The 26563-nt window shown below is 64.2% G+C and carries 24 protein-coding genes; 21 read left to right on the forward strand and 3 right to left on the reverse strand.

Annotated features, from left to right (window positions below; genetic code table 11):
• The first annotated feature begins 36 nt into the window (after window positions 1–36).
• Window positions 37–1557, forward strand: coding sequence for an O-antigen ligase family protein (locus BO1_RS51245; protein WP_063744683.1), 1521 nt, complete (start codon window positions 37–39; stop codon window positions 1555–1557).
• 48 nt (window positions 1558–1605) lie between these two features.
• On the opposite strand, the gene BO1_RS15435 is transcribed toward BO1_RS51245, so the two are convergent.
• A complete protein-coding gene (locus tag BO1_RS15435) occupies window positions 1606–2721 on the reverse strand; it encodes an acyltransferase family protein (protein WP_028218318.1) in 1116 nt (371 codons plus the stop codon).
• Between the two features lie 442 nt (window positions 2722–3163).
• On the opposite strand from BO1_RS15435, the gene BO1_RS15440 reads away from it, so the two are divergent.
• From BO1_RS15440 to groL, 3 genes are all read left to right on the forward strand, one after another.
• On the forward strand, window positions 3164–5221 hold the full coding sequence (locus tag BO1_RS15440; RefSeq protein ID WP_028218319.1) for an acyltransferase family protein: 2058 nt from the start codon (window positions 3164–3166) through the stop codon (window positions 5219–5221).
• 508 nt (window positions 5222–5729) lie between these two features.
• Window positions 5730–6020, forward strand: coding sequence for a co-chaperone GroES (locus BO1_RS15445; RefSeq protein ID WP_028218320.1), 291 nt, complete (start codon window positions 5730–5732; stop codon window positions 6018–6020).
• Between the two features lie 44 nt (window positions 6021–6064).
• Complete coding sequence (gene groL / locus BO1_RS15450) at window positions 6065–7705, forward strand: chaperonin GroEL (protein ID WP_028218321.1); 1641 nt, start codon at window positions 6065–6067, stop codon at window positions 7703–7705.
• Window positions 7706–7880: 175 nt separating this feature from the next.
• Here groL and BO1_RS15455 read toward each other — a convergent pair whose 3' ends face one another.
• Window positions 7881–8759, reverse strand: coding sequence for a hydroxymethylpyrimidine/phosphomethylpyrimidine kinase (locus BO1_RS15455; RefSeq protein ID WP_028218322.1), 879 nt, complete (start codon window positions 8757–8759; stop codon window positions 7881–7883).
• Between the two features lie 328 nt (window positions 8760–9087).
• Here BO1_RS15455 and BO1_RS15460 point away from each other — a divergent pair, with 328 nt between their 5' ends.
• The 9 genes from BO1_RS15460 (at window position 9088) to BO1_RS15505 (ending at window position 17215) form a co-directional block, all read left to right on the forward strand.
• Window positions 9088–9258, forward strand: a complete 171-nt coding sequence (locus BO1_RS15460) for a rubredoxin (protein ID WP_008342674.1) — start codon at window positions 9088–9090, stop codon at window positions 9256–9258.
• Between the two features lie 456 nt (window positions 9259–9714).
• Window positions 9715–11274 carry a hypothetical protein gene (locus tag BO1_RS51250; protein WP_043285002.1) on the forward strand — a complete coding sequence of 520 codons (1560 nt, stop codon included), beginning with the start codon at window positions 9715–9717 and terminating at the stop codon, window positions 11272–11274.
• A 170-nt stretch (window positions 11275–11444) separates the two neighbouring features.
• On the forward strand, window positions 11445–12023 hold the full coding sequence (locus BO1_RS15470; RefSeq protein ID WP_028218323.1) for a YqgE/AlgH family protein: 579 nt from the start codon (window positions 11445–11447) through the stop codon (window positions 12021–12023).
• Window positions 12020–12463 carry a Holliday junction resolvase RuvX gene (gene ruvX / locus BO1_RS15475; protein WP_028218324.1) on the forward strand — a complete coding sequence of 148 codons (444 nt, stop codon included), beginning with the start codon at window positions 12020–12022 and terminating at the stop codon, window positions 12461–12463. The genes BO1_RS15470 and ruvX overlap by 4 nt, the downstream gene beginning before the upstream one ends.
• Window positions 12463–12984: a bifunctional pyr operon transcriptional regulator/uracil phosphoribosyltransferase PyrR gene (pyrR, locus tag BO1_RS15480; protein ID WP_028218325.1), complete on the forward strand. Its 522-nt coding sequence runs from the start codon at window positions 12463–12465 to the stop codon at window positions 12982–12984. Before ruvX ends, pyrR begins: the two co-directional genes overlap by 1 nt.
• Window positions 12985–13125: 141 nt before the next feature.
• Window positions 13126–14145, forward strand: a complete 1020-nt coding sequence (locus tag BO1_RS15485) for an aspartate carbamoyltransferase catalytic subunit (protein WP_028218326.1) — start codon at window positions 13126–13128, stop codon at window positions 14143–14145.
• A 26-nt stretch (window positions 14146–14171) separates the two neighbouring features.
• Window positions 14172–15461, forward strand: coding sequence for a dihydroorotase (locus BO1_RS15490; protein WP_028218327.1), 1290 nt, complete (start codon window positions 14172–14174; stop codon window positions 15459–15461).
• A gap of 45 nt (window positions 15462–15506) precedes the next feature.
• The gene (locus BO1_RS51255) at window positions 15507–16280 is read left to right on the forward strand and encodes a lysophospholipid acyltransferase family protein (RefSeq protein WP_084687985.1); all 774 of its coding nucleotides are present in this window, start codon (window positions 15507–15509) and stop codon (window positions 16278–16280) included.
• Window positions 16281–16399: 119 nt separating this feature from the next.
• The gene (locus BO1_RS15505; protein WP_028218328.1) at window positions 16400–17215 is read left to right on the forward strand and encodes a 2OG-Fe(II) oxygenase; all 816 of its coding nucleotides are present in this window, start codon (window positions 16400–16402) and stop codon (window positions 17213–17215) included.
• A 28-nt stretch (window positions 17216–17243) separates the two neighbouring features.
• Here the strand turns inward: BO1_RS15505 and BO1_RS15510 are convergent, their stop codons facing one another.
• Window positions 17244–18095, reverse strand: a complete 852-nt coding sequence (locus tag BO1_RS15510) for a symmetrical bis(5'-nucleosyl)-tetraphosphatase (RefSeq protein WP_028218329.1) — start codon at window positions 18093–18095, stop codon at window positions 17244–17246.
• Between the two features lie 391 nt (window positions 18096–18486).
• Between BO1_RS15510 and rfbB the strand changes: the two genes are divergently transcribed.
• The 8 genes from rfbB to BO1_RS51260 all read left to right on the forward strand — a co-directional run bounded on the left by rfbB (window position 18487) and on the right by BO1_RS51260 (window position 26534).
• On the forward strand, window positions 18487–19548 hold the full coding sequence (rfbB, locus tag BO1_RS15515) for a dTDP-glucose 4,6-dehydratase (RefSeq protein ID WP_028218330.1): 1062 nt from the start codon (window positions 18487–18489) through the stop codon (window positions 19546–19548).
• Between the two features lie 11 nt (window positions 19549–19559).
• On the forward strand, window positions 19560–20453 hold the full coding sequence (gene rfbA / locus BO1_RS15520) for a glucose-1-phosphate thymidylyltransferase RfbA (protein ID WP_028218331.1): 894 nt from the start codon (window positions 19560–19562) through the stop codon (window positions 20451–20453).
• A complete protein-coding gene (rfbC, locus tag BO1_RS15525; RefSeq protein WP_028218332.1) occupies window positions 20438–20989 on the forward strand; it encodes a dTDP-4-dehydrorhamnose 3,5-epimerase in 552 nt (183 codons plus the stop codon). The genes rfbA and rfbC overlap by 16 nt, the downstream gene beginning before the upstream one ends.
• The gene (gene rfbD / locus BO1_RS15530; protein WP_028218333.1) at window positions 20982–21890 is read left to right on the forward strand and encodes a dTDP-4-dehydrorhamnose reductase; all 909 of its coding nucleotides are present in this window, start codon (window positions 20982–20984) and stop codon (window positions 21888–21890) included. Before rfbC ends, rfbD begins: the two co-directional genes overlap by 8 nt.
• On the forward strand, window positions 21890–22798 hold the full coding sequence (locus BO1_RS15535; protein WP_028218334.1) for a glycosyltransferase family 2 protein: 909 nt from the start codon (window positions 21890–21892) through the stop codon (window positions 22796–22798). The genes rfbD and BO1_RS15535 overlap by 1 nt, the downstream gene beginning before the upstream one ends.
• A 59-nt stretch (window positions 22799–22857) precedes the next feature.
• The gene (locus BO1_RS15540) at window positions 22858–23640 is read left to right on the forward strand and encodes an ABC transporter permease (protein ID WP_028218335.1); all 783 of its coding nucleotides are present in this window, start codon (window positions 22858–22860) and stop codon (window positions 23638–23640) included.
• A gap of 9 nt (window positions 23641–23649) precedes the next feature.
• Window positions 23650–24399: an ABC transporter ATP-binding protein gene (locus tag BO1_RS15545; protein ID WP_028218336.1), complete on the forward strand. Its 750-nt coding sequence runs from the start codon at window positions 23650–23652 to the stop codon at window positions 24397–24399.
• Between the two features lie 221 nt (window positions 24400–24620).
• Window positions 24621–26534 (forward strand): glycosyltransferase family 2 protein, encoded by a 1914-nt coding sequence (locus tag BO1_RS51260; RefSeq protein WP_043285026.1) that lies wholly within the window; start codon window positions 24621–24623, stop codon window positions 26532–26534.
• Window positions 26535–26563 lie beyond the last annotated feature (29 nt).

Raw genomic sequence — 26563 nt, forward strand, 5'->3', positions numbered from 1 at the left:
CCGATGCGCGCCAGGCATCCGGGGTTGGGGGCTGAAGTGGGACTTTCCGCATACGGCATCATCGTGTTCCTCGCCGGGCTGCTGGCGCTGAACGCGTCGTACCGCTGGTCGATCTATGGACTGGTGATCTTCAGCCTGCTCGCGTGCGCGGTTGCGCTCGTGCTGCCGGGCGGCATTGGCATCATGCCGGCCAATCTGTTCCTCGCGTTCTTCATGATCCGCGCGTTCAACCTCGGCGGCGGCAAGACGTTGTGCGAGTCGGTGTCCATCGGCAAGCCCGGCTTCTGGCTGCTCTGCACCTGTGCGTGGGGCGTGTTCGGCGCCATGGTGCTGCCGCGCGCGCTCGCCGGCTCGACGCTCGTGTTCACGATCGACCGCAATGCCGATCCGAACACGGCGGGGCTGCTGCAGTCGCTCGGGCCGGTTTCGGGAAATATCTCGCAGGCGGTCTATTGCGTGGGCGATCTCGCGGTGTTCTGCTGCATGTACGTGATGCTCAAGTGCCGCGGCGCGTATGACGTGCTTGCGAAGGCGGTGCTCTGGCTCACGGCGCTCGACGTGCTTGCGGCCGTGGTGGACCTCGGTTCGCACGTCGTGGGCATCGATGCGCTCTCGTTCCTGAAGACCGCCGATTTTGCCTACTTCAACGGCGACGAGCTCGGCGGCCTGCTGCGCATCAGCGGCACGTTCAGCGAGGCGTCGTCGTTTGCGTATTTCACGCTGCAATTGTTCGCGTTCTGCATGAATCTCTGGCTCTTGGGCTATCGGCCGAAGATGGCGGGCGCGCTCGCTGCGGCAACCGGCGTGCTGTTGCTGATTTCGACTTCGGGCAGCGCGTATGTGGGCCTCGGCGGCTATCTGGTGGTGCTGCTCATGAGCCGCCCAACCCGCATTTCGCGTGCGAGCGGCGCGCGCAAGACGCGCATGTGGGTGATCATGGCGTGCCTGGGCGTGCTGGGCGCGCTGTACATCATGCTGTTCATGCCGGGCGTGGCGCGAGCGCTCGGCGACTTCGTCCAGGCGACGGTGCTGAACAAGGCGGACAGCGACTCGGGCGTCGAGCGCTCGAGCTTCAATACCCAGGCGTTTACGAACTTTATCGACACCTATGGCATCGGTGTCGGGCTCGGCAGCGTGCGCGTGTCGAGCTTCGTGATGGTGGTGCTCGCCTGTCTGGGCGTGGTCGGCGCGATCTGCTACACGACCTTTCTTGCCAGGATCACGCTCTCGCCGATTTCGCCCGACTATCCGTTCGCCGAGCGCGCGGTGTGCTATGCCTCGCGCCATGCGATGTTCGCGGCGCTCATCGTGGCGTCGGCAACGGCTTCGACCTTCGATCTGGGTGTGTGCTTCTACGTGCTGGCCGCCGCGGCGGGCGGCCTGCAGGTGCGGGCGCGGCGCCGCGCGCCGATGCCGGTGCGTCGGCACGCGGTCGTCGTGGACGATGCCCCGGTGGTCGTGAGCGACGCGTCGGCGCAGGACGGGCAAGCGCAACGCGTGTTCGCACCGGTTCAGCTTGGGGTGCGCCGGGCGCCGGGGTGGGGTGGGCGCAGGTAAGGCGGGCGGCGAAGGTGAGGCAGGTGTAGCAGGTAAGGCAGACTTCGCCTACCGCGCCGCCACTTCCGGCATGCGCGCGCCGTCTTGCACTGCCTGGCGCGATTTCGCGAGACGCCTGCGCGTCCAGCGGATCGCAGGCCGCTCGACGCAGTGCCACGACACGTACGCGCAAGCGAAGATGAAGGGCCCGGCAATCAGCAGCGACGTGAGGTGATCCATATTCGGCCAGAGGTGAGCGACGCTTTGCTGGACCGGAAACCCGTAAATATAAATCCCGAACGAATAGTCGTTGCGCGGCGCGAAGCGGTGCAGGAGCGGCGTGGTGCCGACCCACAGCACGCCATACGCGAACGCCACGTAGAAAACGGGTTGCGCGAGCGGCGTGCCGCGCAGGGCGAGATAGACGGCACCCAGCGCCGCCGCTGCCCAGCCGCTGACCGGCACGCGCTCGCGAAACGCGTAAAGCAGCATGCCAGCCATGAAGACCGGTTCGGGGAAGAACGCGTAACCACCGGGCTTGTTCGCGAGATTGCGCAGCGTGACCGAGAAATGCGGCGACAGATGCGGATGCACGAGAAACGGAATCGTGCCGATGAGCACGGCCAGCATCATGCCGCGCCGCGTTTTGAGCAGGCCCATCATGCCAGTGATCAGCACGACGAAGTAGTAGCGCACCTCGATGGGCAGCGTCCAGAGCGGCTCGCAGATCGAGGTGAAGCGGTTGTGCTCGAACACACCGGGCACCTGAATGCGCTTGCCAAGCACGATGATGGAAAAGCTATCGAGGTTCCCCCATGTCGTGCCCGATGCGAAGTACTGGTGCAGGGGCAGCGTCGTGAAGAGCGGGCCCAGCACGAACATCACGACGAGCGCGCCGCCGAAAACGGCCGGCCAGATCCGCGAGGTGCGCAGCGCGAGAAAGCGTGCGGCGGAGCGCTGACGGTCGAAGCTCGCGGTCACGAGCATGCCGCTTAGCAGGAAGAACGCGAACACGCCCAGGCTGCCGGAATAATCGAAGCCGAGGAACGCCGTGGCGAGGTCGGTGTGCCCGTCGGGTTGCTGGAGCACGAACGAATGGCCGTAGACCACGGCCATCGCGGCGATCAGGCGGACCAGATCGAAATTATTGTGTTCGCGCTCGAGCGCATTCGACAGCAGGGGCATAGCAAGGGCTCCGGACGGCGCGGGCGCGCCCATGGAGCGCACGAGCGAAGGGCGAGGCAACCGGCCCCGCCGCTTATGAGAGTCACGACACGTATGACGCATTCTGTGTGCGCGATAAGCGATCCGACTGTGCGTTGAACCACGGTGGCGCGCCGTTCGGTGTGTCTTCTCGCGCCGTGCGCATGCTCTGTTGCGCCTGCGCCATGCGCGCGTCGTGTTGGACACGTGCCGTAGCACATACAACGCACGCACAGTCTTTCGCATTGCACAAGTTTGTGTGAGGTAGCCAACAGTGCGCCCGCTCCGTGCCGATACCATTTGCGGGGCAATGCTACGCAGCGCGCTCTGCCGCGCAGCGCCATCGCGCGCATTCGTACACCTTCTTGCGGGCCCGCGCGTTAGCGCAACCCGCAGCCACGTGGATATTCAGGGTGACACCACAATGAGCGCCTCATCGCGCAAAAACGCACAGAGCTATCGACCCGATGTCGACGGATTGCGTGCCGTCGCGGTCGCGTCCGTGGTCGTCTTCCATGCTTTCCCGAGCACGCTGGCGGGCGGCTTCGTCGGCGTGGACATCTTCTTCGCGATCTCCGGCTACCTGATTTCGCAGCACATCATCGAGACGCTCGATCAGGGGCGCTTCAGCCTCGTCGACTTCTACGCACGGCGGATCAAGCGCATCTATCCCGCGCTCATCGTCGTGCTGATCGCGAGCCTCTCGGCGGGCCTCGTGCTGATGGCCTCCGGCGAGCTCGCGCGGCTCGCGAGCGATGCGCTCGCGAGCGTGGCGTTCGTCGCGAACATCTACTTCTACATGACGCAGGACTACTTCTCGCAAGGCGCCTCGGCGAGCGCGCTCCTGCATTTGTGGTCGCTCGGTGTGGAGGAGCAGTACTACATTGTCTGGCCGGTCGCGCTCTATGTGCTCTGGCGTTTCGCGAGCCGGCGTGTTGCGACGCTCGCCATCGTGGCGACCATCTTGCTGTCGCTCGCCAGCAGCATCTATCTGAGCGGTACACACGCCACCGCCGCGTTCTATTTGCCTGTCACGCGCTTCTGGGAGCTGCTGTTCGGCTCCACGCTCGCGTGGGCGGAGTTCCACCGCGCGCGCAAGCTTGCCGCGAGCGCGTCTCAGGACACGCAGCCGGGGTGCGCGATGGTGGGGCTGCGGCCGCCGCTGCGCGATTTCGCGGCGTTCGCGGGGCTTGCGCTCATCGTCGCGAGCCTCGTGCTGTTCGACCCGAAGACGGTGTTCCCGAGCTGGCGCGCGGCCTTGCCGACGGGCGGCGCCACGCTCATCATCGCGGCCGGTCCGCAGGCATGGCTGAACCGCCGCGTGCTCTCGCTCAAGCCGTTCGTGTATATCGGGCTGATCAGCTATCCGCTCTATCTCTGGCATTGGCCGATACTCGTCTTCGTGCGCCTCTTGAGCAGCGGCGCCCCGACGACTTCGATGCTGCTCGCGGCGGTCGCCCTGGCATTCGTGCTATCCGCGCTCACGTTCTACTTCATCGAGGCGCCTGCGCGCTTCAGCCGCCCGGCGCGGCGCTATCCGGTGCGCGTCGCGAGCGGCCTGTTCGCGGTGATGATGGGCATCGGCTTGTCCAGCTACGCGATTTCGCGCGAGGATGGCTTGCCCGGCCGCTTCCCGGACGCGAGCTTCGGCGCGCAAAAAGAGGGCTGGACATTCACGGACGAGTGCAAGAAGGCTTTTCCAGGCTCCGACTTCTGCATGACGCCCGCGCCCAACGGCCGCCCCGAAGTGGCGCTGCTCGGCGACAGCCACGCCAACCAGTATTACGCGGGGCTCGAGCCGGCGCTCTCCGCCGGTGGCGCCGGGCTCTTCGCGGTGGGCAGCGGCAATTGCCCGCCGTTCTATGGCATCGACATCCACCTCGGCGGCTACGTCAAACACTGCGCGGCGCTGTTCGACGGCGTGCTCGATTACGTGATCAAGTCTCCCGATATCCATTCGGTGATCCTCTCGAGCTATGCCATTTCGTCGATCACGGGCGGCTTCGACTACGACACGGGCGGCTATATCCGGCTCGTGGCCGCGGCGGGTGAACTGGCGGGGCGGTCAGGCGAGGGGAGCAACCTGGACGTCTACCTGGCCGGCCTCGAGCGGACGCTGAGCAAGCTCACCGCCGCCGACAAGACCGTTGTCTTCGTGCTCGACACGCCCGAGCTGGATTTCGATCCGAACACCTGCGTGCGCCGGCCCGTGCAGATCTCCGTGCGCTCGCCGTGTGCCGTGCCGCGCGCGAAGGTCGATCATCGGCTGACGGGCACTCAAGCACGCATCCTCGCGGTGCTGGACAAGTTTCCCGCCGTCAAGGTGTTCAACCCGGTCCCGCTCCTGTGCGACGCGCAGAGTTGCTACGCACGGCAGGGCGCCGAGTTCTTTTATGCCGACCGGGACCATCTCTCGTCAGATGGGTCGCGCTACATCGGCAAGTGGCTCGTGCAAGACCTCAAGACGAAAGGCGGAACTTGACGATCACCGGCTTCATTTGCGGCGATGCTCCAGCCGCAAATGAAGCCGCAATAATAGGGGTCGGGTTACCGGGCACCCTGCCTGGAGGGCATGCGAAAGCGGCGGATTGCGACGGATTGCGACGGAGTGGGGAATTCCCTGGGACGCGCAAATTGACGCAAGAACGCGCAGGATGGGCATGCGCACTGCCGGGATTCGCACCTCATCTGGCGGCCCGGATATCGCTGGATATTCTCATAATTCATTGATTTGTAAAGAGTTTGTGCAACGCAAACTCCCCTCTCTCGCGGTCGTGATCCGAGCCGCGACCGTCCATTTTCGGCCTCTCTCCCCCCTCAAAAAAAGCCATCTGGCCCGTTCTTGAATTTGTCATTCCCCGTCCATATAATTAGCACTCACCGCATGAGAGTGCTAACAACTCTGGTGCTAAAACATCTCTGGCTGGCGGTTGCCGGCAGCCAGGTTTTCTTGAGTCTTTCAAGTCCCAATCAAGATAGAGGATCTATCCATGAACCTTCGTCCTTTGCATGATCGCGTGATCGTCAAGCGCCTGGATCAAGAAACCAAGACCGCTTCGGGCATCGTGATCCCGGACGCAGCGGCAGAAAAGCCGGATCAAGGTGAAGTCCTGGCCACGGGCCCGGGCAAGCGCGATGACAAGGGCGCCCTGATCGCGCTCGACGTCAAGGTCGGCGACCGCGTCCTGTTCGGCAAGTACGCAGGCCAGACCGTCAAGGTCGATGGCAACGAACTGCTCGTGATGCGCGAAGAAGACATCATGGCCGTGGTGAACAAGTAAGTTCAGACCACCGCTTATTCATCAAGAATTCAAGGAGTTAGAAGATGGCAGCTAAAGACGTCGTGTTCGGCGATTCCGCCCGTTCCAAGATGGTTGAAGGCGTGAACATTCTCGCCAACGCAGTGAAGGTCACGCTGGGTCCGAAGGGCCGCAACGTGGTCCTCGAGCGCTCGTTCGGCGGCCCGACGGTCACCAAGGACGGTGTCTCGGTCGCAAAGGAAATCGAGCTGAAGGACAAGCTCCAGAACATGGGCGCGCAAATGGTCAAGGAAGTGGCTTCCAAGACCAGCGACAACGCCGGTGACGGCACGACGACGGCGACGGTTCTGGCCCAGTCGATCGTCCGCGAAGGCATGAAGTACGTCGCATCGGGCATGAACCCGATGGACCTGAAGCGCGGCATCGACAAGGCCGTCGCAGCAGCCATCGAAGAGCTGCGCAAGGTCAGCAAGCCCTGCACGACCAACAAGGAAATCGCTCAAGTCGGCTCGATCTCGGCGAACAGCGACACGTCGATCGGCGACCGCATCGCTGAAGCGATGGACAAGGTCGGCAAGGAAGGCGTCATCACCGTCGAAGACGGCAAGTCGCTGCAAGACGAGCTGGAAGTCGTCGAAGGCATGCAATTCGACCGCGGCTACCTCTCGCCGTACTTCATCAACAACCCGGACAAGCAAGTCGCGGTGCTGGAAAGCCCGTTCGTCCTGCTGTTCGACAAGAAGATCTCGAACATCCGCGATCTGCTGCCGGTTCTGGAACAAGTCGCGAAGGCTGGCCGTCCGCTGCTGATCATCGCTGAAGACGTCGAAGGCGAAGCTCTGGCCACGCTGGTCGTCAACAACATCCGCGGCATCCTGAAGACTGTTGCTGTCAAGGCTCCGGGCTTCGGCGACCGTCGCAAGGCCATGCTGGAAGACATCGCGATCCTGACCGGCGGTCAAGTCATCGCGGAAGAAACCGGCCTCACGCTCGAAAAGGCAACGCTGGCTGAACTGGGTCAGGCGAAGCGCATCGAAGTGGGCAAGGAAAACACGACGATCATCGACGGCGCTGGCGAAGCCGTGAACATCGAAGCGCGCGTGAAGCAAATCCGCACGCAAATCGAAGAAGCGACCTCGGACTACGACCGTGAAAAGCTGCAAGAGCGCGTTGCCAAGCTGGCAGGCGGCGTGGCAGTGATCAAGGTCGGCGCTGCGACCGAAGTCGAAATGAAGGAAAAGAAGGCACGCGTGGAAGACGCGCTGCACGCAACCCGCGCTGCCGTTGAAGAAGGCATCGTCCCGGGCGGCGGCGTTGCGCTGATCCGTGCACGTACGGCAATCGCCGGCGTCAAGGGTGCGAACGCTGACCAGGACGCAGGTATCAAGATCGTCCTGCGCGCCATGGAAGAGCCGCTGCGCCAGATCGTCACGAACGGCGGCGAAGAAGCTTCGGTGGTCGTGGCAGCGGTTGCCGCTGGCCAGGGCAACTACGGCTACAACGCAGCGACCGGCGAGTACGGCGACCTGGTGGAAGCCGGCGTGGTCGACCCGACGAAGGTCACGCGCACCGCGCTGCAAAACGCAGCTTCGGTTGCTGGCCTGCTGCTGACGACGGACGCAGCTGTTGCTGAACTGCCGAAGGAAGATGCTCCGATGCCTGGCGGCATGCCCGGCGGCATGGGCGGCATGGGCATGGACATGTAATAGCGGCTTACGCCGAAATTACATCGAAGTGCAGGGGGCGTACCGTGAGGTGCGTTCCCCAGCCCGAAAAGAAAAAACCCGCAGCGATGCGGGTTTTTTTTTTGTCTATACGGTCTGGAGCTGATGGGGCAAGCAGCATGCTTGTGATCTCACGCGCCGCCCCTTCAGCGCTACATCAGTGCCGCGCCTCGCCCGGCGGCGGATCGTCGGGATCGTCGGCGCCGCCCGGCGCTGCTTCGCCGCCCTCGGCGTCGTTGCTCCGCGCCCAAAAGAACCGGTCCGGCATCCACGCACCCATCCCTGGCCGGAACGCGCTCTGCACGGCCTGATAGAGATACTCCTGCGCCTCGCGCACCGCTTCGGGCGGCTCCTGGCCGTTCGCGAGCAGCGCGGCGATGGCCGAGCCCAGCGTGTCGGCGAGGCCCATCATCGGCTGGTTCGCGCGGTCCCAGAAGTCCTGGCGCAACTGGCCTTCTTCGCTATAGAGCGTGTTCACCACGCGGTGCGAGCCCGTCTCCATCGAGAGGATGTATTCGCAACCGGTGGAAAGCAGATGCGAGATGGCGGTGTCGATGCTGGGCGTATCGGCGTCGCCGTCGGGCTGCGCGAGCGCCAGCAGCACCGAGACGTCGGCGACGAGCACGGTGGTCTGCGGCACGAGCAGATCGGTCACGACTTCGCGCAGCTCATCGGCGGCCAGCACGTGCTCGTCGTCGAGCGTGAAGTCGGGCGCGACGATCAGCGGAACCTCGTCGTAGTCGGCGACCACTTCGGCAATCGCGCTCACCACCTCGGCGCGCGTGCCCGCGCCCACCTTGAATGCCGCGACGGGCATGTCTTCCAGCAGCATGCGTGCCTGGCTCGCGACGGTTTCGGGGTCGAGACCGGTGACTTCGTCGCAGCCGGCGGAGTCGCGCACGGTATAGCCGGTGAGCACGCTCACGCCGTGGCAGCCCATGCTGGCGAGCGTGAGCAGGTCGGCTTGCAGGCCGCCGCCGCCGGTCGGATCGGAAAGGCCGAAGGTAAGGACGATGGGAGGGGTGTCGCCGGACATGAACGTTGACGGGGAGAGTTGGGTTGGCTCGCTGTGGGTGCAAATGCAGTGCAGACGCGGTGCAGATGCAGGCGCCGCTATCTATTCAGGCGCCGACAAGTCAATTATGCAGCCTCGCGGCGCTTGCGGGGGACGGATGACGCGATCTCTGCGAGGGATTTTCGCGCGTTGACAGTGCGCCAGGCACAGCACTCGAGTGCCGACACAGTTGCTAGGCATGGAAACGGCAACACGGTACCATCATGGCTCTTGTTTTCCTGGCAGTTTCCCGACCGGTCGCGGCCTGTGCGCGCGGGCGGTTTTTTGGACTTTTCGACGCGGCATAAGAATGGAATATAGAAGCTGGATGTGCCTGATCTGCGGCTGGATTTACGACGAAGAAGCCGGTTTGCCAGACGAAGGCATCGCGCCCGGCACGCGCTGGGAGGATGTTCCCATCAACTGGACCTGCCCCGAGTGCGGCGCACGCAAGGAAGACTTCGAGATGGTCCAGATCTGAGGCATCTTGCCCGCTGCCGAAGCGGCGCCTCACCGCCGGTCCGTCGGCCTGCAGGTGGCATTGCTTGCAGGCAGCCCGATTGGCGCTTCGGCCGGTCCTTCGATTGCCTTGATCGCCGGCTGATTTCGTACCTGCTTTTCCTGGCTGTTTATGTGCATGTGGCGGCGCCGGGTGGCACGATGTTATGAGGGTATGCTGGCGGGTCTCCAGCCGAATCGTCTGCCATTTAAGTATCGTTTTCGAACGTCGTGCCGGCTGGTGGTAGCGGCACGCTGTGCAGAAGCTCTGGCACAGAATGCCGCGCGGCCCTCGCGGCGCGCAAATTGCTGCGCTTCTCGCCGGCATTGATCGCTGGCGCCTTCCGGCTGATTTCGCCGGTTTCCGCGCGGGGCAGTCGGCCAGCCGGCCGGCTCGCCGCTATCGCATCCGCATCGCAATTGCTCCTGGCGCTGTCTCATGAGTCTTCATACGATGTCGGCCCCCCATTTCGAAGCGCTGCCCAATCCGCGTGGCGGGCATGTGCCGTTCGCTCACGGAGCGCTGGCCCAGGCGCTTGCCGCGCTCGACGAGCAGCGCGACGTCGCCCGGCCGCTGCGCCAGGCGGCGCGCACGCTGCGCGACGCGGGCTGGCTCGCGGCGGCGCGTTTTGCCGACACGCTGCTGCTTGCCTCGCCGCTCGCGCTGGCGGCATCCGTTTCCACGTCACCGCCGCCGGGCATGCCGCCGCGGCCCGCGCACGATCACGACGCGCCAGACGACCGAGCCGTTCGCGCAGCGTTTCGCGTCGCGCTGGCCGATCTGGCCGACGCGCTCGAGCGTCACAACCTGCGCGAGCTGGCCTGTTCGCCGGCGCTCTATGCGCGTCAGCGCGTCCTCGTCGAAGCGCTGGCGGAGCACGCGCCGGGCGTCGCGCTCGCCTATGAGGATGTCGCGCTGCATGGCCGGCCCATCGCGGTCGCCACGCTGAGCACACAGCCCGCACATCGGCTCGCACAGGCCCGTGCGCGCTACGAGGCGGCGCTGTTGCCCGCGCTCAAGGCGCGCAACGGCAATGGCAGCCGAGCGGCGCAAGCGCTCGCGCAGGCCGCGTTCGGCGAGATGGACGCGTGTTTCGCGGATCTCGCCAGCGCCGATCCCTACGACTTCTGGCGTCTCGCATCGGCTTGCGGCCGGGTGCTGCGGCGCGGCATGACGACCTGGGGCGACGAGGAAGTGCGTCGTTTCTACGCGCGCTGCAATTTGCTGATTGGCGAGCATGCGCGTGGCCTGCGCGTCGCGCCCCAGTCGTTCGTGCGCATGGCGCTTGCGCTCTTGTGGCGCGATTACGCGCTCTTCGGCGCCGCCGCGGAAGACACCGCCGACGTCGATCTGCTGCTCGACTACGGCCTGACCGTGGACTGGCACGTTGCGGGCACGCAGGCGTCCGAGGCGCTTTGGGAGGCCGGCGCCGCGCAAGCCGACGCGCTGGCGACGCGCGTCGCGCCGACACGCGAGCTGGGTGCGCTCGTCGTGAACGGCAACGCCTACGAAGATTTCCTGCAGACTGCCGACGCCGCAATGCTCGAGCTCGGCACCGCCGCCCGCGTGTTGTCGCTGCGGCCTGCCGGCGCGCCGGCCGATCCGGCGGCGGCGCTCGTCGCGGCCGATGCGGCGTACCGCACCGGCGCGGCGGCGTGGGCGCTCGGGCTTGGCCACGTGGGCTTGCTCGCCGACGCGCTCGGCCTTGCCTGGCGGTGTACCGCGCACGCGGCGGCAGCCGGTGCGGCGGCCGATGCCGGCGTGCAAGCGCACTCGGCTGCGGCAGGGCGTGGCGTGGCCGCGACGCCGCCCGGCACGGAGGCGATCGGGCACGCGAACGAGGCGCTGCGCGCGATACTGCACAAGGTGGCGGCGGGCGTCGCGCAACCGGACGCGAGCGCAGCGGTGCGCTCGCTCGGCGCAGCGATTGCAGCAGGCGCAGGCGGCGCAATCGCCGCGGGTGCAGCGGGCGCAGCAGCGCCGCTCGTGCCGCGTTGAGGCGCATCGGCTGGCCCGCCATATTTTGCAAGCCCCGGCTACCATTCAGCCGTGTCGCCCGCGCATGGTAGAGTGAGCCATTCTCCGTGCCACGCAGCACGGCCCGAAGGGCACCCGGAAGGCGTTGAAGGTCACCGCCATTCCGTATCGTCTTTGCTAGAATTCAAACCATGTCCAAGAGTAACGATCGCATCAATCTGACCAACCAGTTCCTGATCGCCATGCCCAATATGGCGGATCCCACGTTTTCAGGAACGGTGGTCTACCTTTGCGATCATTCCGAGCGCGGCGCGCTCGGCCTCGTCATCAATCGTCCTACCGACATCGATCTCGAAGCGCTGTTCTCGCGCATCGACCTCAAACTCGAAATCGAACCGCTGCTGCACGTGCCCGTCTATTTCGGCGGCCCGGTGCAGACCGAGCGCGGCTTCGTCCTGCACGCACCCAAGTCCGGCACCAACTACACCTCGTCGATGTCGGTACCCGGCGGCCTCGAGATGACCACGTCGAAGGATGTGCTCGAAGCCGTCGCGAGCGGCACCGGCCCCGAGCAGTTCCTGCTCACGCTCGGCCATGCGGGCTGGGGCGCGGGCCAGCTCGAAGACGAAATCTCGAAGAACGGCTGGCTCACGGTTGAAGCCGATCCGAAGATCGTGTTCGACGTGCCCGCCGAAGAGCGCTTCGAAGCGGCGCTCGCGCTGCTCGGCATTTCGTCGTCGATGCTGTCGGGCGAAGCAGGCCACGCATGAGCATGGCCGCGGGGCGAGGCGCCGCCGAGGCGACCTTGCTGGCGTTCGACTATGGCGAAAAGCGCATTGGCGTGGCGCTCGGCAACGCGCTCACGCGCAGTGCCCGCGCGCTCACCGTGATCCAGAACCGCAGCCAGGGCTATCGATTTGAAGCCGTGGGCGAATTGCTGCGCGAGTGGCAGCCCGACCTGCTCGTGGTCGGCTTGCCGAGCCATCCCGACGGCACGCCTCACGTCATGACGCAGCTGGCCAAGCGCTTCGGCAATCAACTCAATGGCCGCTTCAATCTGCCCGTGGTATGGGTGGATGAGCGCTATTCCTCGGTCGACGCCGAATCCCGCCTGCGCGAGCGCGGCGAGCGCGCGGAGCACGTGGACGCCGAAGCGGCCTGCGTGATCCTCCAGCAGTACTTCGACGAAAACCCGCCTCAATTCACCTGATGAACACACCCGACGCCGAGGCGCTATACCGCGCCGTTCTCGAGCAGATCCGCGCGGCTTACCCGGCCGGCGCGTTCAGCGCGCCCGACGGCGTGGCGATCGCCGGCATCCACAGCGGCGGCGCCTGGCTTGCCGAGCGCCTCGCACGCGATCTTGGCGCGGCAAACTGGGGCGTGGTGAACGTCGCGCTGCATCGCGACGACTACGCGAAGAAGGGCCTGCACAGCCAGGCGAGCCCGACCGCGCTGCCGTTCGAGGTGGAGAACCGCCGCATTCTGCTCGTCGACGATGTACTGCACACCGGGCGCACCGTGCGCGCGGCGCTCAACGAGCTCTACGACTACGGCCGGCCCGCTTGTGTCGAGCTGGCCGTGCTCGTCGAGCGCGGCGGGCGCGAGCTGCCAGTGACGGCAAGCTTCGTGGGCGGCGAGGTGCAGCTGGATCCAGACTCGACGCTAGTGCTCGAGCGCGCCGACGATGGCCACTTCGAATTGCGCATCGAGCCTCGCGACGCGCACTGAGCGCGCCTGGCGCACGCACGGAGCGCCATCGAGGCGCATACGGCGCCCAAAGCGGCGACCGAACCCGACTCAAACCCAACCCCGGCCAGACCCGGCTAGATCGAACAAGATCGAGCCAGACACCAGCGCAGGATTAATGCGATGAACACACAGCCCACGCCGGCACCGACCGTACCGGACGACAAGCGCTTTCACTACGGCTTCCTGAAGGGCAATCCTCAGCTCACGAAGAGCGGCGAGCTCAAGCATTTGCTCAGCATCGAAGGCCTGCCGCGCGCGATCGTCACGCACATCCTCGACACCGCTACGCAGTTCGTGAGCGTGACCGACCGCGACGTGAAGAAGGTGCCGCTCTTGCGCGGCAAGTCGGTGTTCAACCTGTTCTTCGAGAACTCCACGCGCACGCGCACGACCTTCGAGATCGCTGCCAAGCGCCTCTCGGCGGACGTGCTGAACCTGAACATCAACGCGTCTTCGACGAGCAAGGGCGAGTCGCTGCTGGACACTATCGGCAATCTTTCGGCGATGCACGCCGACATGTTCGTCGTGCGCCACGCCTCGAGCGGCGCGCCGTACCTGATCGCCGAGCATTGCGCGCCGCACGTGCACGTGATCAACGCCGGCGACGGCCGCCATGCGCACCCGACGCAAGGCCTGCTCGACATGTACACGATCCGCCACTACAAGCGCGACTTCACGAACCTGCGCGTGGCGATCGTCGGCGACATCCTGCACTCGCGCGTCGCGCGCTCGGACATCCACGCGCTCACGACGCTCGGCGTGCCCGAAGTGCGCGCGATCGGCCCGCGCACGCTGCTGCCGGGCGGACTAGAGCAGATGGGCGTGCGCGTGTTCCACAACCTCGACGAGGGGCTGAAGGACGTCGACGTCGTCATCATGCTGCGCCTGCAGAACGAGCGCATGAGCGGCGCGCTGCTGCCGTCGGCGCAGGAGTACTTCAAGAGCTGGGGCTTGACGCCCGAGCGCCTCGCGCTCGCCGCGCCCGATGCGATCGTGATGCACCCGGGGCCGATGAACCGCGGCGTGGAGATCGACTCGCAGGTCGCGGACGGCCCGCAGTCGGTGATCCTCAACCAGGTGAGCTTCGGCATTGCGGTGCGCATGGCGGTGATGGGCATCGTCGCCGGTAACCACGATTGAACGGGCGAGAACAAAAAGGGCAGCGCATGAAGATTCACATTCAAGGCGGCACGCTGATCGATCCGGCGAGCGGCACAGAAGCACGGCAAGGCGTGTACATCGCAGACGGCAAGATCGTCGCGCTCGGCGACGCGCCGGCCGGCTTTCACGCCGATAGAACGCTCGACGCGACCGGCCTTGTCGTCGCGCCGGGACTCGTCGACCTGAGCGCGCGGCTGCGCGAGCCGGGCTACGAGCACAAGGCCACGCTCGACTCGGAAATGAATGCCGCGCTCGCGGGCGGCGTGACGAGCCTCGTGTGCCCGCCTGACACCGATCCTGTGCTCGACGAGGCCGGCTTGATCGAGATGCTCAAGTTCCGCGCGGGCAAGCTCGAGCGTGCGCACGTGCATCCGCTCGGCGCGCTCACGGTCGGCTTGAAAGGCGAAGTGATCACGGAGATGGTGTCGCTGACCGAGGCCGGCTGCGTCGGCTTCACCCAGGCGGACCGGCCGATCGCCGACACCCAGGTCCTGCTGCGTGCGCTTCAGTACGCGAGCACCTATGGCTACGCCGTGTGGCTGCGCCCGCAGGACGCGTATCTCGCGAAGGGCGGCGTGGCGGCGAGCGGTGCGCTGGCGTCGCGGCTGGGGCTCTCGGGCGTGCCGGTGAGCGCGGAGACCATCGCGCTGCACACGCTCTTCGAGTTGATACGCGTGACCGGCGCGCGCGTGCACGTGCAGCATCTTTCGTCGGCGGCGGGTGTCGCGCTCGTGCGCGCGGCGAAGGCGGAGGGACTGCCGGTGACGTGCGACGTCACCGCCAATCACATGCACCTGATCGACATGGACATCGGCTACTTCGACGCCCAGTTCCGGCTCGATCCGCCGCTGCGCCAGCAACGCGACCGCGAGGCGATTCGCGCGGGCCTCGCCGACGGCACGATCGACGCGATTTGCTCGCAGCACACGCCCGTGGACGACGACGAAAAGCTCCTGCCGTTCGCCGAAGCGACGCCGGGGGCGAGCGGGCTCGAGCTGCTGCTCTCGCTGACGGTGAAGTGGGCGCAGGAAGCCGGCGTGCCGCTCGCGAAGGCGCTTTCGCGTGTCACCTCGGTGCCGGCCTCGGTGATGCAGCACGCCGTGGGGCGTATCGACGTGGGGGCGCAGGCTGACCTCTGCGTGTTCGATGCGAACGCGCACTGGCGCGTCGAGCCGCGCGCACTCAAGAGCCAGGGACACAACACGCCGTTCCTCGGCTACGAGTTGCCCGCCGTAGTGCGCGCGACGCTGGTGGCGGGGCGCATCGGCTTCGAGCGCCACGCGGAACCTCATTGAGGTTCAACGAGCGCACTCGCGACCGACTTCGACACCCGAACTGCCATGAGCCTCTTTATACGCAAAGCCCGACTGCTCGGGCACCTGCTGCGCGGCGCCTGGACCGTTGGCGTGCGCTTCCCGCGTGCCACGCCCGAGGCGCGCCATGCCATGAACCGCGCCTGGTCGCTCAGGATGCTCGAGCTGTGCGGCATGAAGCTCGTCGTCCATAACGACGCGGCGCGCCTGGACGCGGGTGCGCTCGTCGTCAGCAATCACATCTCGTGGATCGACATTTACGTGATCAACGCGTGGCGCCCGACGCCGTTCGTCTCGAAGGCAGAGATCCGCCATTGGCCGCTGATTGGGTGGTTCGCGCAGAATCTGGACACGGTGTTTGTCGAGCGCGAGAAGCGCAGCGACGCACGCCGCATCATGCACGAGCTGGCGGCGCGCCTCGAGCGCGGCGAGCTGATGTGCGTGTTCCCCGAGGGCACGACCACCGACGGCTTCGCCATCAAGCCGTTCCACTCGAACATGTTCCAGGCGCCGGTGTCGGCGGGCAAGCCGGTGCAGCCCATCTGCATCCTGTACGAGGACGCGCAGGGGCGGCAGTCGGCGGCGCCGGCGTATATCGACGACGTTTCGCTCAAGGAGTCGCTCGACGCGCTGCTCAAGGCAGGGCCGATCACGGCGCATGTGTACGTGGGCGAGGCGATCGAGCCCGGTGAGGATCGGCGCAAGCTCGCGGCGCGCGCGCAGGATGCGGTGGGCGCGGCGCTTGAGGCGATGCGCGGGGCGCCGCGGGTGGAAGGCGGTGGGGTCGTGCAGCGGGTTTGACGCTTGCGGCCGTCGTGAGCCTTGCGGCCATCGAGGTCATCGCGACGCCGCGTGGCGGCAGGATTGCGCAGCGCGCACATCATCATTGAATGCAGAAAATCGAAGGCAGGACAGCCATCATGGATCGTACGCAACTGGGCGAGCACATTGCGGCGCGTCTCGAGGCGGAAGGCGCACGGTTGCGCGAGCAGTGGACGCAGACGGCGCCGATCAACCATTTCCATATCGACGACGTGCTGCCGGCGGACGTCGCCCGGCAGATTCGCGCGGCCTTTCCCGATACGTCGAAAATGATGCTGCGCAAGAGCCTGCGCGAGCTCAAGTATGTTTCGGCGCAGATGGACGCGCACGCGCCGCTGCTCGAAGAGCTCATCTTCGCGTTCCAGATGCCGCGCGTGGTCGAGCTCGTGAAGGAGATCACGGGCCTGCGCTCGCTGTATCCCGACGAGCATCTCTACGCCGGCGGCATTTCAATGATGGCGCCGGGGCACTTTCTCAACCCGCATCTCGACAATTCGCACGACAAGGACCGCGAGCACTATCGCGTGCTGAATCTGCTTTATTACGTGTCGCCGGAGTGGTCGCTCGAGAAGGGCGGCAACCTGGAGGTGTGGCCGAACGGCACGAAGGCGGAGCCGGTGACGATCGTGAGCCGCTTCAATCGCCTGGCCGTGATGGTGACCAACCAGCACTCATGGCACTCGGTGTCGAAGAACGAAAGCGCCGAGCAGCGCTGCTGCGTGTCGAACTATTACTTCTCGGACCATCCGGTGGGCGACGACGAGTACTTTCACCCCACTTCGTTCCGCGGCCGGCCCGAGGAACCTGTGCGCGACGTGTTGCTGCAGGCCGACGCGGCGGCACGATCGGCAATTCGACGGGTTTTCCCGAAGGGCGTGAAGACCACGACGTACGTGTACAACAAGAAGCGTTGAACTTACCCTGACACGCCGCGGCGCTCGCTCAGCACGAGACCGCGCGGCAGGTCGAGCAGGGCACCTGGGTGAGCACGCGCTCGCGCGGATCGGCTTGCAGGCTGACCGCCGAAAGACGCGCGCCCCACACGCAGCCCGAGTCGAGGCCGATCAGGTTTTCACGCAACGTCAGGCCTAGCGCCGCCCAATGGCCGAAGACCACCGTGACGTCATCGGTCTTGCGTCCCGGCACGTCGAACCACGGCATGAAGTCCGGCGGCGCGGAATCGAGCCCGCCGCTTGTGGAGAAGTCCATGGCGCCGTCGGCATTGCAAAAGCGCATGCGCGTGAGGGCGCTGCAGGTGATGCGCAACCGCTCGATCCCTTTCAGATTCTTCGACCAGCGGTTTGGCTCGTTGCCGTAGAGGCCAGCGAGCGCTTCCTTCCAGTTATTTCCGCGCAGCGCCTTTTCCAGATCGTTGGCTAGCTCTAGCGTGAGATCGACGTCCCACTGCGGCAGCACGCCGGCGTGGACCATCAGCATGCCCTGGTCGTAGTGCGCGATCGGACGATGGCGCACCCAGTGCAAGAGATCCTTCGCGTCGGGGGCGCTGAGGATGTCGTCGATGGTGTCGCCTTTCTTCGACTTGCGGATGCCGGCGGACACGGACAGCAGATGCAGGTCGTGATTGCCGAGCACGGCGACCGCGCGATCGCCGAGTCCAATCACCTCGCGCAGCGTCTCGAGCGAATCGGGGCCACGATTGATGAGGTCGCCCGCGAACCACAGCGGCGTGTCGGAGGAGGGGCCGGCTTTGGCCAGCAGCTGACGAAATGGGGTCAGACAGCCTTGAAGATCGCCGAAAGCGAGGGGCGGCGGGAGCGACGCGTGCTGGGTCATCGAAACGAAAACAGGTGCGAATCAGTTGTGGATCAGCGTGACAGGTTGTCAGGGCAGGAGGATGACGGTATCACAGGAAGACGATTGCGGTATGAGAGGCACTGAATTGTCTTGTTTGTTCGCGCGCAAATTGCTGCGACCGTGCAGTCGCATATTTGTGTGCTGGAACGAAAAGGACAGAAATTGTCAAGCTGTTTCAAGATGTTAGGGGTATGGCTTTCGCTCAGGCTGCCCGTATAATTGCCGTTACAAAATCAGAGTCAAAGTATGCTGTGCGGATAAAAACAGGCGTTATCTCGCCTAAAGTCCAGTTTTACAGCATTCTTTCGAGCGTCTGTCTAAGGGGGGCATGCCAGACCAGCCTCCAATCTCGCGCCAAAAAGGGAATTCCATGATCCTGGTAACGGGCGGTGCCGGCTTTATCGGCGCCAACTTTGTGCTTGACTGGTTCCGTCAATCCGACGAAGCCGTTCTGAACGTAGACAAGCTGACCTACGCGGGCAATCTTGGAACGTTGCAATCGCTGCAGGGCAATCCGAAGCATGTGTTCGCCCGTGTGGACATCTGCGATCGTGCTGCGCTCGACGCGCTGTTTGCCGAACACAAGCCGCGCGCGGTCCTGCATTTCGCGGCGGAAAGCCACGTCGACCGCTCGATTCACGGCCCGGCAGACTTTGTTCAGACCAATGTGGTCGGCACCTTTACGCTGCTCGAAGCCACGCGCCAGTACTGGAGCGCTCTGCCCGAAGTCGACAAGGCCGCATTCCGCTTCCTGCACGTTTCCACGGACGAAGTGTTCGGCTCGCTTTCGGCGACCGACCCGCAATTCTCTGAAACCACGCCGTACGCACCGAACAGCCCGTACTCGGCCACCAAGGCCGGCTCGGATCACCTCGTGCGCGCGTATCACCATACGTATGGGCTGCCGACGCTCACCACGAACTGCTCGAACAACTACGGTCCGTACCAGTTCCCCGAGAAGCTCATTCCGCTGATGATTGCCAATGCGCTCGCCGGCAAGCCGCTGCCTGTGTACGGCGACGGTCAGAACGTGCGCGACTGGCTCTACGTGGGTGACCACTGCAGCGCGATCCGCGAAGTGCTCGCGCGCGGCCAGTCCGGCGAGACCTATAACGTCGGCGGCTGGAACGAGAAGAAGAATCTCGAGGTCGTGCACACGCTGTGCGACCTGCTCGACGAGCTGCGACCGAAAGCCGCGGGCTCGTATCGCGACCAGATCACCTATGTAACGGATCGTCCCGGCCATGATCGCCGTTATGCGATCGACGCGCGCAAGCTCGAGCGCGAACTGGGCTGGAAGCCGGCCGAGACCTTCGAAACCGGTCTGGCCAAGACGGTGCGCTGGTACCTGGACAACCAGGCATGGGCCGACGAAGTTGCCTCGGGCGACTATCGCAAGTGGGTCGAAACGAACTACGCGCAGCGCGCGTAAGGGCTCCCGACATGGCGCGCAAAGGCATCATTCTCGCCGGCGGTTCCGGCACGCGGCTCTATCCGATCACCCATGCGGTCTCGAAGCAGCTGCTGCCGGTGTACGACAAGCCGATGATCTATTACCCGCTCTCGACGCTGATGGTCGCGGGCATCCGCGACGTGCTGGTGATTTCGACGCCGCAGGACACGCCGCGCTTCGAGGCGATGCTCAGCGACGGCAGCCAGTGGGGTATGAACATCCAGTACGCGGTGCAGCCGTCGCCGGACGGGCTCGCGCAGGCCTTCATCATCGGCAAGGAATTTGTAGGCAACGATCCGTCGGCGCTCATTCTTGGCGACAACATCTTCTACGGCCACGATCTGGCGAAACAGCTCGAGCGTGCGGACGCGCAGGACACGGGGGCGACCGTGTTTGCCTATCACGTGCATGACCCTGAGCGTTATGGCGTGGTCGAGTTCGACAAGGGCTTTCGTGCCCTGTCGATCGAAGAAAAGCCTGCGCAGCCGCGGTCGAACTATGCCGTCACGGGCCTGTATTTCTACGACAACCGCGTGTGCGATATCGCGGCGGATATCAAGCCGTCGCCGCGCGGCGAACTCGAGATTACCGACGTGAATTCGCGCTATCTGAGCGACGGCGCGCTGAACGTCGAGATCATGGGGCGTGGCTACGCGTGGCTCGATACCGGCACGCATGACTCCCTGATCGAGGCGGCAACGTTTATTGCGACGCTGCAAAAGCGCCAGGGTCTCGTGGTTGCGTGCCCGGAGGAAATTGCCTACCGCCGGCGGTGGATTGATGCAGAGCAGGTGCAGAAGCTCGCCAAGCCGCTCTCGAAGAACGAGTACGGTAAATATTTGTTGAACATTCTCACGGATCAAGTTGCATGGCCATCACGGTAACTGCTACGGCGCTCCCCGAAGTCAAGATCATCGAGCCGAAGGTGTTCGGCGACGCGCGCGGCTTCTTCTATGAGAGCTTCAACGGACGCGAATTCGAGGAACTGGTTGAGGCCGGCGTCGAGTTCGTGCAGGACAATCACTCGCGCTCGGCAAAGGGCGTCCTGCGCGGGCTGCACTATCAAGTCCAGCATGCTCAGGGCAAGCTCGTGCGCGTGGTGGAAGGTGAAGTGTTCGACGTTGCCGTCGATATCCGCCGTAGCTCGCCGAATTTCGGCAAGTGGGTCGGTGTGCACCTCTCGGCAGAGAATCATCGGCAGCTGTGGGTGCCGCCGGGTTTCGCGCACGGCTTCGTCGTGATTTCGGAATCGGCGCAGTTCCTGTACAAGACGACCGATTACTGGTTCCCCGAGCACGAGCGCAGCATCGTGTGGAACGATCCCGCAATCGGTATCGAATGGCCGATCGACTTCGAGCCGTTGCTGGCGGCGAAGGATGCAGCGGGCAAACGGCTGGCGGAAGCAGAAGTCTATGCGTGAGGACTCGATGGACAAGCAGCCGGCGATTCTCGTCACGGGTGTGAACGGTCAGGTCGGGTTTGAGTTGCTGCGCAGTTTGCAGGGGCTCGGGCGAGTGATCGGTCTGGATCGCGCGGCGCTCGATCTCACGGATCTCGATCGCGTGCGTGAAGTTGTGCGCGCAACGAAGCCGTCGATCATCGTGAATCCTGCGGCGTATACCGCCGTGGACAAGGCCGAGTCGGATGAGGTCATGGCGCGACGGCTCAATGCCGAAACGCCACGCGTGCTCGCCGAAGAGGCTGCGAAGTGCGGTGCAACGCTGATCCACTATTCGACCGACTATGTGTTCGACGGCACGAAAGACGCGCCGTACGCGGAAGACGACGCTACCAACCCGCAGAATGTTTATGGCCGCACCAAGCTAGAAGGCGAGCAGGGAATTGCGGCGAGCGGCTGTGCGTACCTCGTGCTGCGCACAAGCTGGGTCTATGGCCGCCGCGGCAAGAACTTCCTGCTGACGATGCTCAAGCTTGGCGCTGAGCGTCCCGAGTTGCGCGTGGTGGCTGACCAGGTCGGCGCACCGACGTGGTCGCGCACAATCGCGACGACGACTGCGCACATCGTCGCGCAGGGCCTAGCTGCCCAGCGCGGCGGCAATGCGCAGTGGTGGCATGAGTGCTCGGGCGTCTACAACCTGACGGCCGGCGGCGCGACGTCGTGGCACGGCTTCACGCAGGCCATCCTCGGCATCGCGATGGGCGACAAGGCGCCGAACGTGCTGCCGATTCCGGCGTCGGAGTATCCGGTGCCAGCAAAGCGGCCGGCAAATTCGCGGCTCGCGGGCGACAAGCTCGCACAAGCCTTCGGACTGCGACTGCCGATGTGGGACGAGGCGCTGCGCCTTTGCCTCGAAGATTGATGGATGCAAGTGTGGTGGGCGATGCCGCGACCGGAACGGTCGTCGTGTTCTACCGTCCCGACGCGGGCTGCGTCGCGCGGGCGAACCGGTTAGTCAATTTCGGCCCTTGTGTGGTGGTCGACAACACCGAAAAAGTGTGTGACGCCGCCGCGCTCGGGCTCGACCCTCGCATTCATTTTCTGGCCAACGGGGCCAATCTGGGTATTGCCACGGCGATTAACCAGGGCGTCGAGGTGTTGATCGCGCGCGGTTGCACGAGCGCGATCCTGTTCGATCAGGACAGTGAGCCTTCGGACGAGTTGTTGCGGGCGCTGCCGCGTGCCATGGAGAGCGAGCTTGCGCGTGGCACGAAGGTGGCGCTCGTCGGCCCGGCCTACGAAGACGCCAGGTTGGGCGGGATCGCCCCGTTCGTGCGATTCGGAATGTGGCGGCTCCAGAGGGTCGCCCCTGTCGGGACTCGTCCGCTCGAGGTCGATTTCCTGATCACGTCTGGGTCGTGCATCAATCTTGCCGCATGGCCGGTGATTGGTCCGATGGACGATGCGCTTTTCATCGACTTCGTCGATCTCGAATGGTGCGTGCGGGCGAGAGGGCGAGGGTTTTCGGTGCTCGGTGCGCCTGCGCTGAGGCTGGCGCATTCGCTGGGCGGCGAGCCCGTACGGGTGTTCGGCCGAGCTTATCCGGGTCATGGCGCGCTGCGTCACTATTATCAGTTTCGAAACGCCATTGCACTGATGAAACGCGGCTACATGCCCTGGAGCTGGAAGTCAACCGAGCTCGTGAAGTTGCCGGGGCGGCTCGTGATTTATGGCCTGTTCATGTCACCACGCAGCGAACATCTGAAGATGGCGCTGCTCGGCATCTGGCATGGCTTGAAGGGCCGTCTGGGGGCGTTGTCGCGCGGCTAGTAGCCCGTGCGTGACAATGTCGCTTCTAACCTATTTTTCTGAGATATCAGACCGACAGCATGTTATCCCTCGCATTGCTCGATCTAAAAAATAGTATTGCGTCGTGGCGCCTCTGGACGCTGCTCGGATGGCTCGAAGTGCGGCAGCGCTATGCGCGCTCGCGCGTCGGCCCGTTCTGGCTGACGATCAGTATGGGCGTGATGATTGCGTCGATTGGCGTCGTTTACGGCACCTTGTTCGGCATGAAAATGGCCGAATACTTGCCGTTTCTCGCGATCAGCCTGGTCATGTGGACGGCGTTCTCGCAGACCGTGGTTGACGGTGCCGTCGCTTATATCAATAGCGGCCAGTACATCCGCCAGGCTTCCACGCCCAAGCTCATCTACGTTTTGCAGGTGGCCTGGCGCAATCTGGTGGTCCTCGCGCACAACTTTGTCATCGTGATTGTGCTGTTCTGCATTTATGGCGTTAAAAGCTGGGCCACGCTGCCGCTTTTCATACCGGCACTGCTGCTCTATTTTGCCAATGCGCTCTGGGTTGTAATGGTCGCCGGGCTGCTTTCGGCGCGCTTCCGCGATTTGCCGCAGATCATCCAGGCGCTGATGCAGGTCGCGTTCTACATCACGCCCATTATTTACCGGCCGGATTCGCTCAAGCGTTTTTCGTTCATCGTCGATTACAACCCGCTCGCTTATCTGCTCGGCGTGGTGCGCGAGCCGTTGATCGGTCAGGTGCCGAGTGCGCTGACGTGGGGCGTGACCATCGGCATGGCTATCGTTGGCTGGATTTTCGCGCTGCTGCTGACTGGCCGTTTCCTGAAGCGCATTTCGTACTGGGTTTGAGGAGAAATCATGGCGTTTATCGAACTCAAAGGCGCAACGCTCGATCTGCCGATCTACGACGTACAGGGCCGCTCGCTGAAAAAACAGGTTATGCGCATGGGCCGGCGCAATACCATCGCCGAGGGCAACGACGGTGTGATCGTCGTACGCGCGCTCAACAACGTGGATCTGCGCTTCGATACCGGCGACCGTATTGGCCTGATCGGCCACAACGGCGCGGGCAAGTCCACGCTGCTGCGCACGATGGCCGGCATCTACGCGCCCACGTCTGGTGAGGTGCGCAGCGAAGGCAAGATCGTGCCGTTGCTCGACATCAGTCTCGGCATGGACGAGAACTCCACCGGCATGCAGAACATCCGCCTGCGTGGCCTGCTGCTAGGCATGTCGGATGCGGAAATCCGTGCGAAGCAGCAATCGATCGCCGACTTTTGCGAGCTTGGCGACTATCTCGATCTGCCGCTGCGCACCTACTCGAGCGGGATGCGCGTGCGTCTCGCGTTTGCCGTTTCCACGGCTGTCGACGCGGAGATCCTGCTGCTCGACGAAGTGATGGGTGTGGGCGACGCCTCGTTCATGCACAAGGCCAAGGACCGACTGGCTGACCTGCACAGCCGTGCGGAAATCGTCGTTCTCGCCATGCATGCGAATGCCGAGATCCGCAAGGTCTGCAACAAGGCGTTGTGGATGGAGCGCGGGCATGTTCGTGCCTTCGGTCCGGTGGAGGACGTCGTTTCGGCTTACGAGTTGGCGATGGCCTGACAATCCGCGTGCCCGCGTCCCGCGGCACACGGTAACAAGGACTGTCAGCATGAATGCCCTGGATCATGGATAGAGTCGAACAGAAGAACGGCGAAGGTCAAAGCGATCCGCGAGATCGCGAGCCCCAAGGGGCGGAAGCCCCCGGGGCTAGGCCGTTGGAGGGCGAGACGCCGCACGAGCGCGCAGCCGGTCTGAAGGCGCGCTGGCTCGGCGCGCGGCAGATGGCAGGCTCCGTCGCGCGTCGCGTTCGCCAGGGAGGCGGCCTGCTGGCGGTCTTGCATCGTTTGATGGAGATTCGGCGCAACGAAGGGATCGAGGGCATTCGCTCGCGGCTTGCCGACCGCTTCGGTGGTGGAACGGAAGCCGCGAGACGAAACAACTATGGCGAGTGGATTCGTCTGTACGACACACTCGACGATGCGAAGCGCGCGGCGCTGCGCGCGCGCTTCGCCCGAATGCGCGACGCGCCGCTCATTTCGGTGCTGATGCCGACCTACAATCCGAATCTGCAATGGTTGCGTGAAGCAATCGAGTCGGTGCGCGACCAGATCTATCCGAACTGGGAGCTTTGCATTGCTGACGATGCATCGACCGACCCACAGGTGCGCCCGGTTCTGGAAGCCTACGCTCGCGACGATCGCCGGATCAAGGTCACGTTGCGCGAGCGCAACGGACACATTTCCGCGGCTTCGAATAGCGCATTGGCGCTTGCCGGGGGCGAGTGGGTCGCGCTGCTCGATCAGGACGATCGTCTCGCAGAACACGCGCTGGTTTGGGTGGCCGATGCCATTGAGCGTGACCCGACACTTCAGTTGATCTATTCCGATGAGGACAAGATCGACGACCAGGGGCAACGTCACGATCCCTATTTCAAGTGTGACTGGAATCGTGACCTGTTCTATTCGCAGAACATGTTTTGTCACCTCGGCATCTACCGCAGATCGCTGCTGAATTCGATTGGCGGCTTTCGCGAGGGTGTTGAGGGGGCGCAAGATCATGATCTCGTCTTACGCTGCATCGAACAGACGGGAGATGCGCCGATCGCTCATATCCCGCGCGTGCTTTATCACTGGCGGGTCCATGCGGGCAGCACCGCGGCCGGAGCCGATGCCAAATCGTATGCGGCCGCTGCCGGCGAACGGGCGCTCCAGGCACATTTTGTGCGCACCAATGTGGCGGCCGCAGCTGAGTGGGTGGGCTACGGGTATCGCGTACGTTACGCGTTGCCTTCACCGGCACCGCTCGTCAGTTTGATCATTCCTACGCGTAATGCGCTCGAACTCATGCGCATGTGTGTAGAGAGTATCCGGACGCGCACCACCTATCCCAATTACGAAATCATCATCGTCGATAACGGGTCGGACGATGCCGAGGCCCTGGAATACTTCGCCTCTCTGGCGGCCGGCGACGGTGTGAGCGTGTTGCGCGACGACCGCCCGTTCAATTATTCGGCGTTGAACAACCGGGCGGTTGAACAAGCGCGGGGCAGCCTTGTCGCATTGATCAACAACGATATCGAAGTGCGCTCACCTGATTGGCTCTCGGAAATGGTGTCGATTGCCATGCAACCGGGCGTAGGCGCCGTTGGCGCGAAATTGCTTTATCCTGACAATACCTTACAGCACGCCGGTATCGTGCTCGGTATCGGCGGCGTGGCCGGCCACGCCAACAAGCATGGCCGGCCGCCTCATCGCGGCTATTTTGGCCGGACGGGTTTGATCGGCTCATGGTCCGCCATAACCGCCGCGTGTATGGTGGTGCGGCGCGAGGTCTTCCAGGGCGTGGGCGGCTTGAACGAAACGGACTTGACGGTTGCGTTCAACGACGTGGACTTCTGCCTGAAGCTGAAGGCAGCGGGCTATCGCAATGTACTTACACCGTACGCGGAGCTTTACCACCATGAATCGGCGACGCGAGGCTACGAAGACAATCCGGAAAAGCGCGCACGTTTTAGGGCCGAAAGCGATTACATGCGGCGTCAGTGGTCTAGTTGGCTGAAGAGCGATCCGGCATACAGCCCGAATCTGACACTGCAGCATGAGGATTTCAGTCTTGCCTGGCCGCCGCGCGTCGCGCCGTTGGAAAGCCTGGCCCGGAATGCTCCGGTCGGGGGCGTTGAGCCCCACGGCGGCTAAAGGCGACCGAAGGAACACCATGATTACGG

The organism is Paraburkholderia oxyphila NBRC 105797, assembly GCF_000685075.1.
GTDB lineage: Bacteria > Pseudomonadota > Gammaproteobacteria > Burkholderiales > Burkholderiaceae > Paraburkholderia > Paraburkholderia oxyphila.

Bases quoted from the DNA above. Each gene is read 5' to 3' on its own strand.
- BO1_RS15435 (WP_028218318.1), bottom strand. From the start codon at position 2,721: ATGCCCCTGCTGTCGAATGCGCTCGAGCGCGAACACAATAATTTCGAT.
- BO1_RS15440 (WP_028218319.1), top strand. From the start codon at position 3,164: ATGAGCGCCTCATCGCGCAAAAACGCACAGAGCTATCGACCCGATGTC.
- BO1_RS15445 (WP_028218320.1), top strand. From the start codon at position 5,730: ATGAACCTTCGTCCTTTGCATGATCGCGTGATCGTCAAGCGCCTGGAT.
- groL (WP_028218321.1), top strand. From the start codon at position 6,065: ATGGCAGCTAAAGACGTCGTGTTCGGCGATTCCGCCCGTTCCAAGATG.
- BO1_RS15455 (WP_028218322.1), bottom strand. From the start codon at position 8,759: ATGTCCGGCGACACCCCTCCCATCGTCCTTACCTTCGGCCTTTCCGAT.
- BO1_RS15460 (WP_008342674.1), top strand. From the start codon at position 9,088: ATGGAATATAGAAGCTGGATGTGCCTGATCTGCGGCTGGATTTACGAC.
- BO1_RS51250 (WP_043285002.1), top strand. From the start codon at position 9,715: ATGAGTCTTCATACGATGTCGGCCCCCCATTTCGAAGCGCTGCCCAAT.
- BO1_RS15470 (WP_028218323.1), top strand. From the start codon at position 11,445: ATGTCCAAGAGTAACGATCGCATCAATCTGACCAACCAGTTCCTGATC.
- ruvX (WP_028218324.1), top strand. From the start codon at position 12,020: ATGAGCATGGCCGCGGGGCGAGGCGCCGCCGAGGCGACCTTGCTGGCG.
- pyrR (WP_028218325.1), top strand. From the start codon at position 12,463: ATGAACACACCCGACGCCGAGGCGCTATACCGCGCCGTTCTCGAGCAG.
- BO1_RS15485 (WP_028218326.1), top strand. From the start codon at position 13,126: ATGAACACACAGCCCACGCCGGCACCGACCGTACCGGACGACAAGCGC.
- BO1_RS15490 (WP_028218327.1), top strand. From the start codon at position 14,172: ATGAAGATTCACATTCAAGGCGGCACGCTGATCGATCCGGCGAGCGGC.
- BO1_RS51255 (WP_084687985.1), top strand. From the start codon at position 15,507: ATGAGCCTCTTTATACGCAAAGCCCGACTGCTCGGGCACCTGCTGCGC.
- BO1_RS15505 (WP_028218328.1), top strand. From the start codon at position 16,400: ATGGATCGTACGCAACTGGGCGAGCACATTGCGGCGCGTCTCGAGGCG.
- BO1_RS15510 (WP_028218329.1), bottom strand. From the start codon at position 18,095: ATGACCCAGCACGCGTCGCTCCCGCCGCCCCTCGCTTTCGGCGATCTT.
- rfbB (WP_028218330.1), top strand. From the start codon at position 18,487: ATGATCCTGGTAACGGGCGGTGCCGGCTTTATCGGCGCCAACTTTGTG.
- rfbA (WP_028218331.1), top strand. From the start codon at position 19,560: ATGGCGCGCAAAGGCATCATTCTCGCCGGCGGTTCCGGCACGCGGCTC.
- rfbC (WP_028218332.1), top strand. From the start codon at position 20,438: ATGGCCATCACGGTAACTGCTACGGCGCTCCCCGAAGTCAAGATCATC.
- rfbD (WP_028218333.1), top strand. From the start codon at position 20,982: ATGCGTGAGGACTCGATGGACAAGCAGCCGGCGATTCTCGTCACGGGT.
- BO1_RS15535 (WP_028218334.1), top strand. From the start codon at position 21,890: ATGGATGCAAGTGTGGTGGGCGATGCCGCGACCGGAACGGTCGTCGTG.
- BO1_RS15540 (WP_028218335.1), top strand. From the start codon at position 22,858: ATGTTATCCCTCGCATTGCTCGATCTAAAAAATAGTATTGCGTCGTGG.
- BO1_RS15545 (WP_028218336.1), top strand. From the start codon at position 23,650: ATGGCGTTTATCGAACTCAAAGGCGCAACGCTCGATCTGCCGATCTAC.
- BO1_RS51260 (WP_043285026.1), top strand. From the start codon at position 24,621: ATGGCAGGCTCCGTCGCGCGTCGCGTTCGCCAGGGAGGCGGCCTGCTG.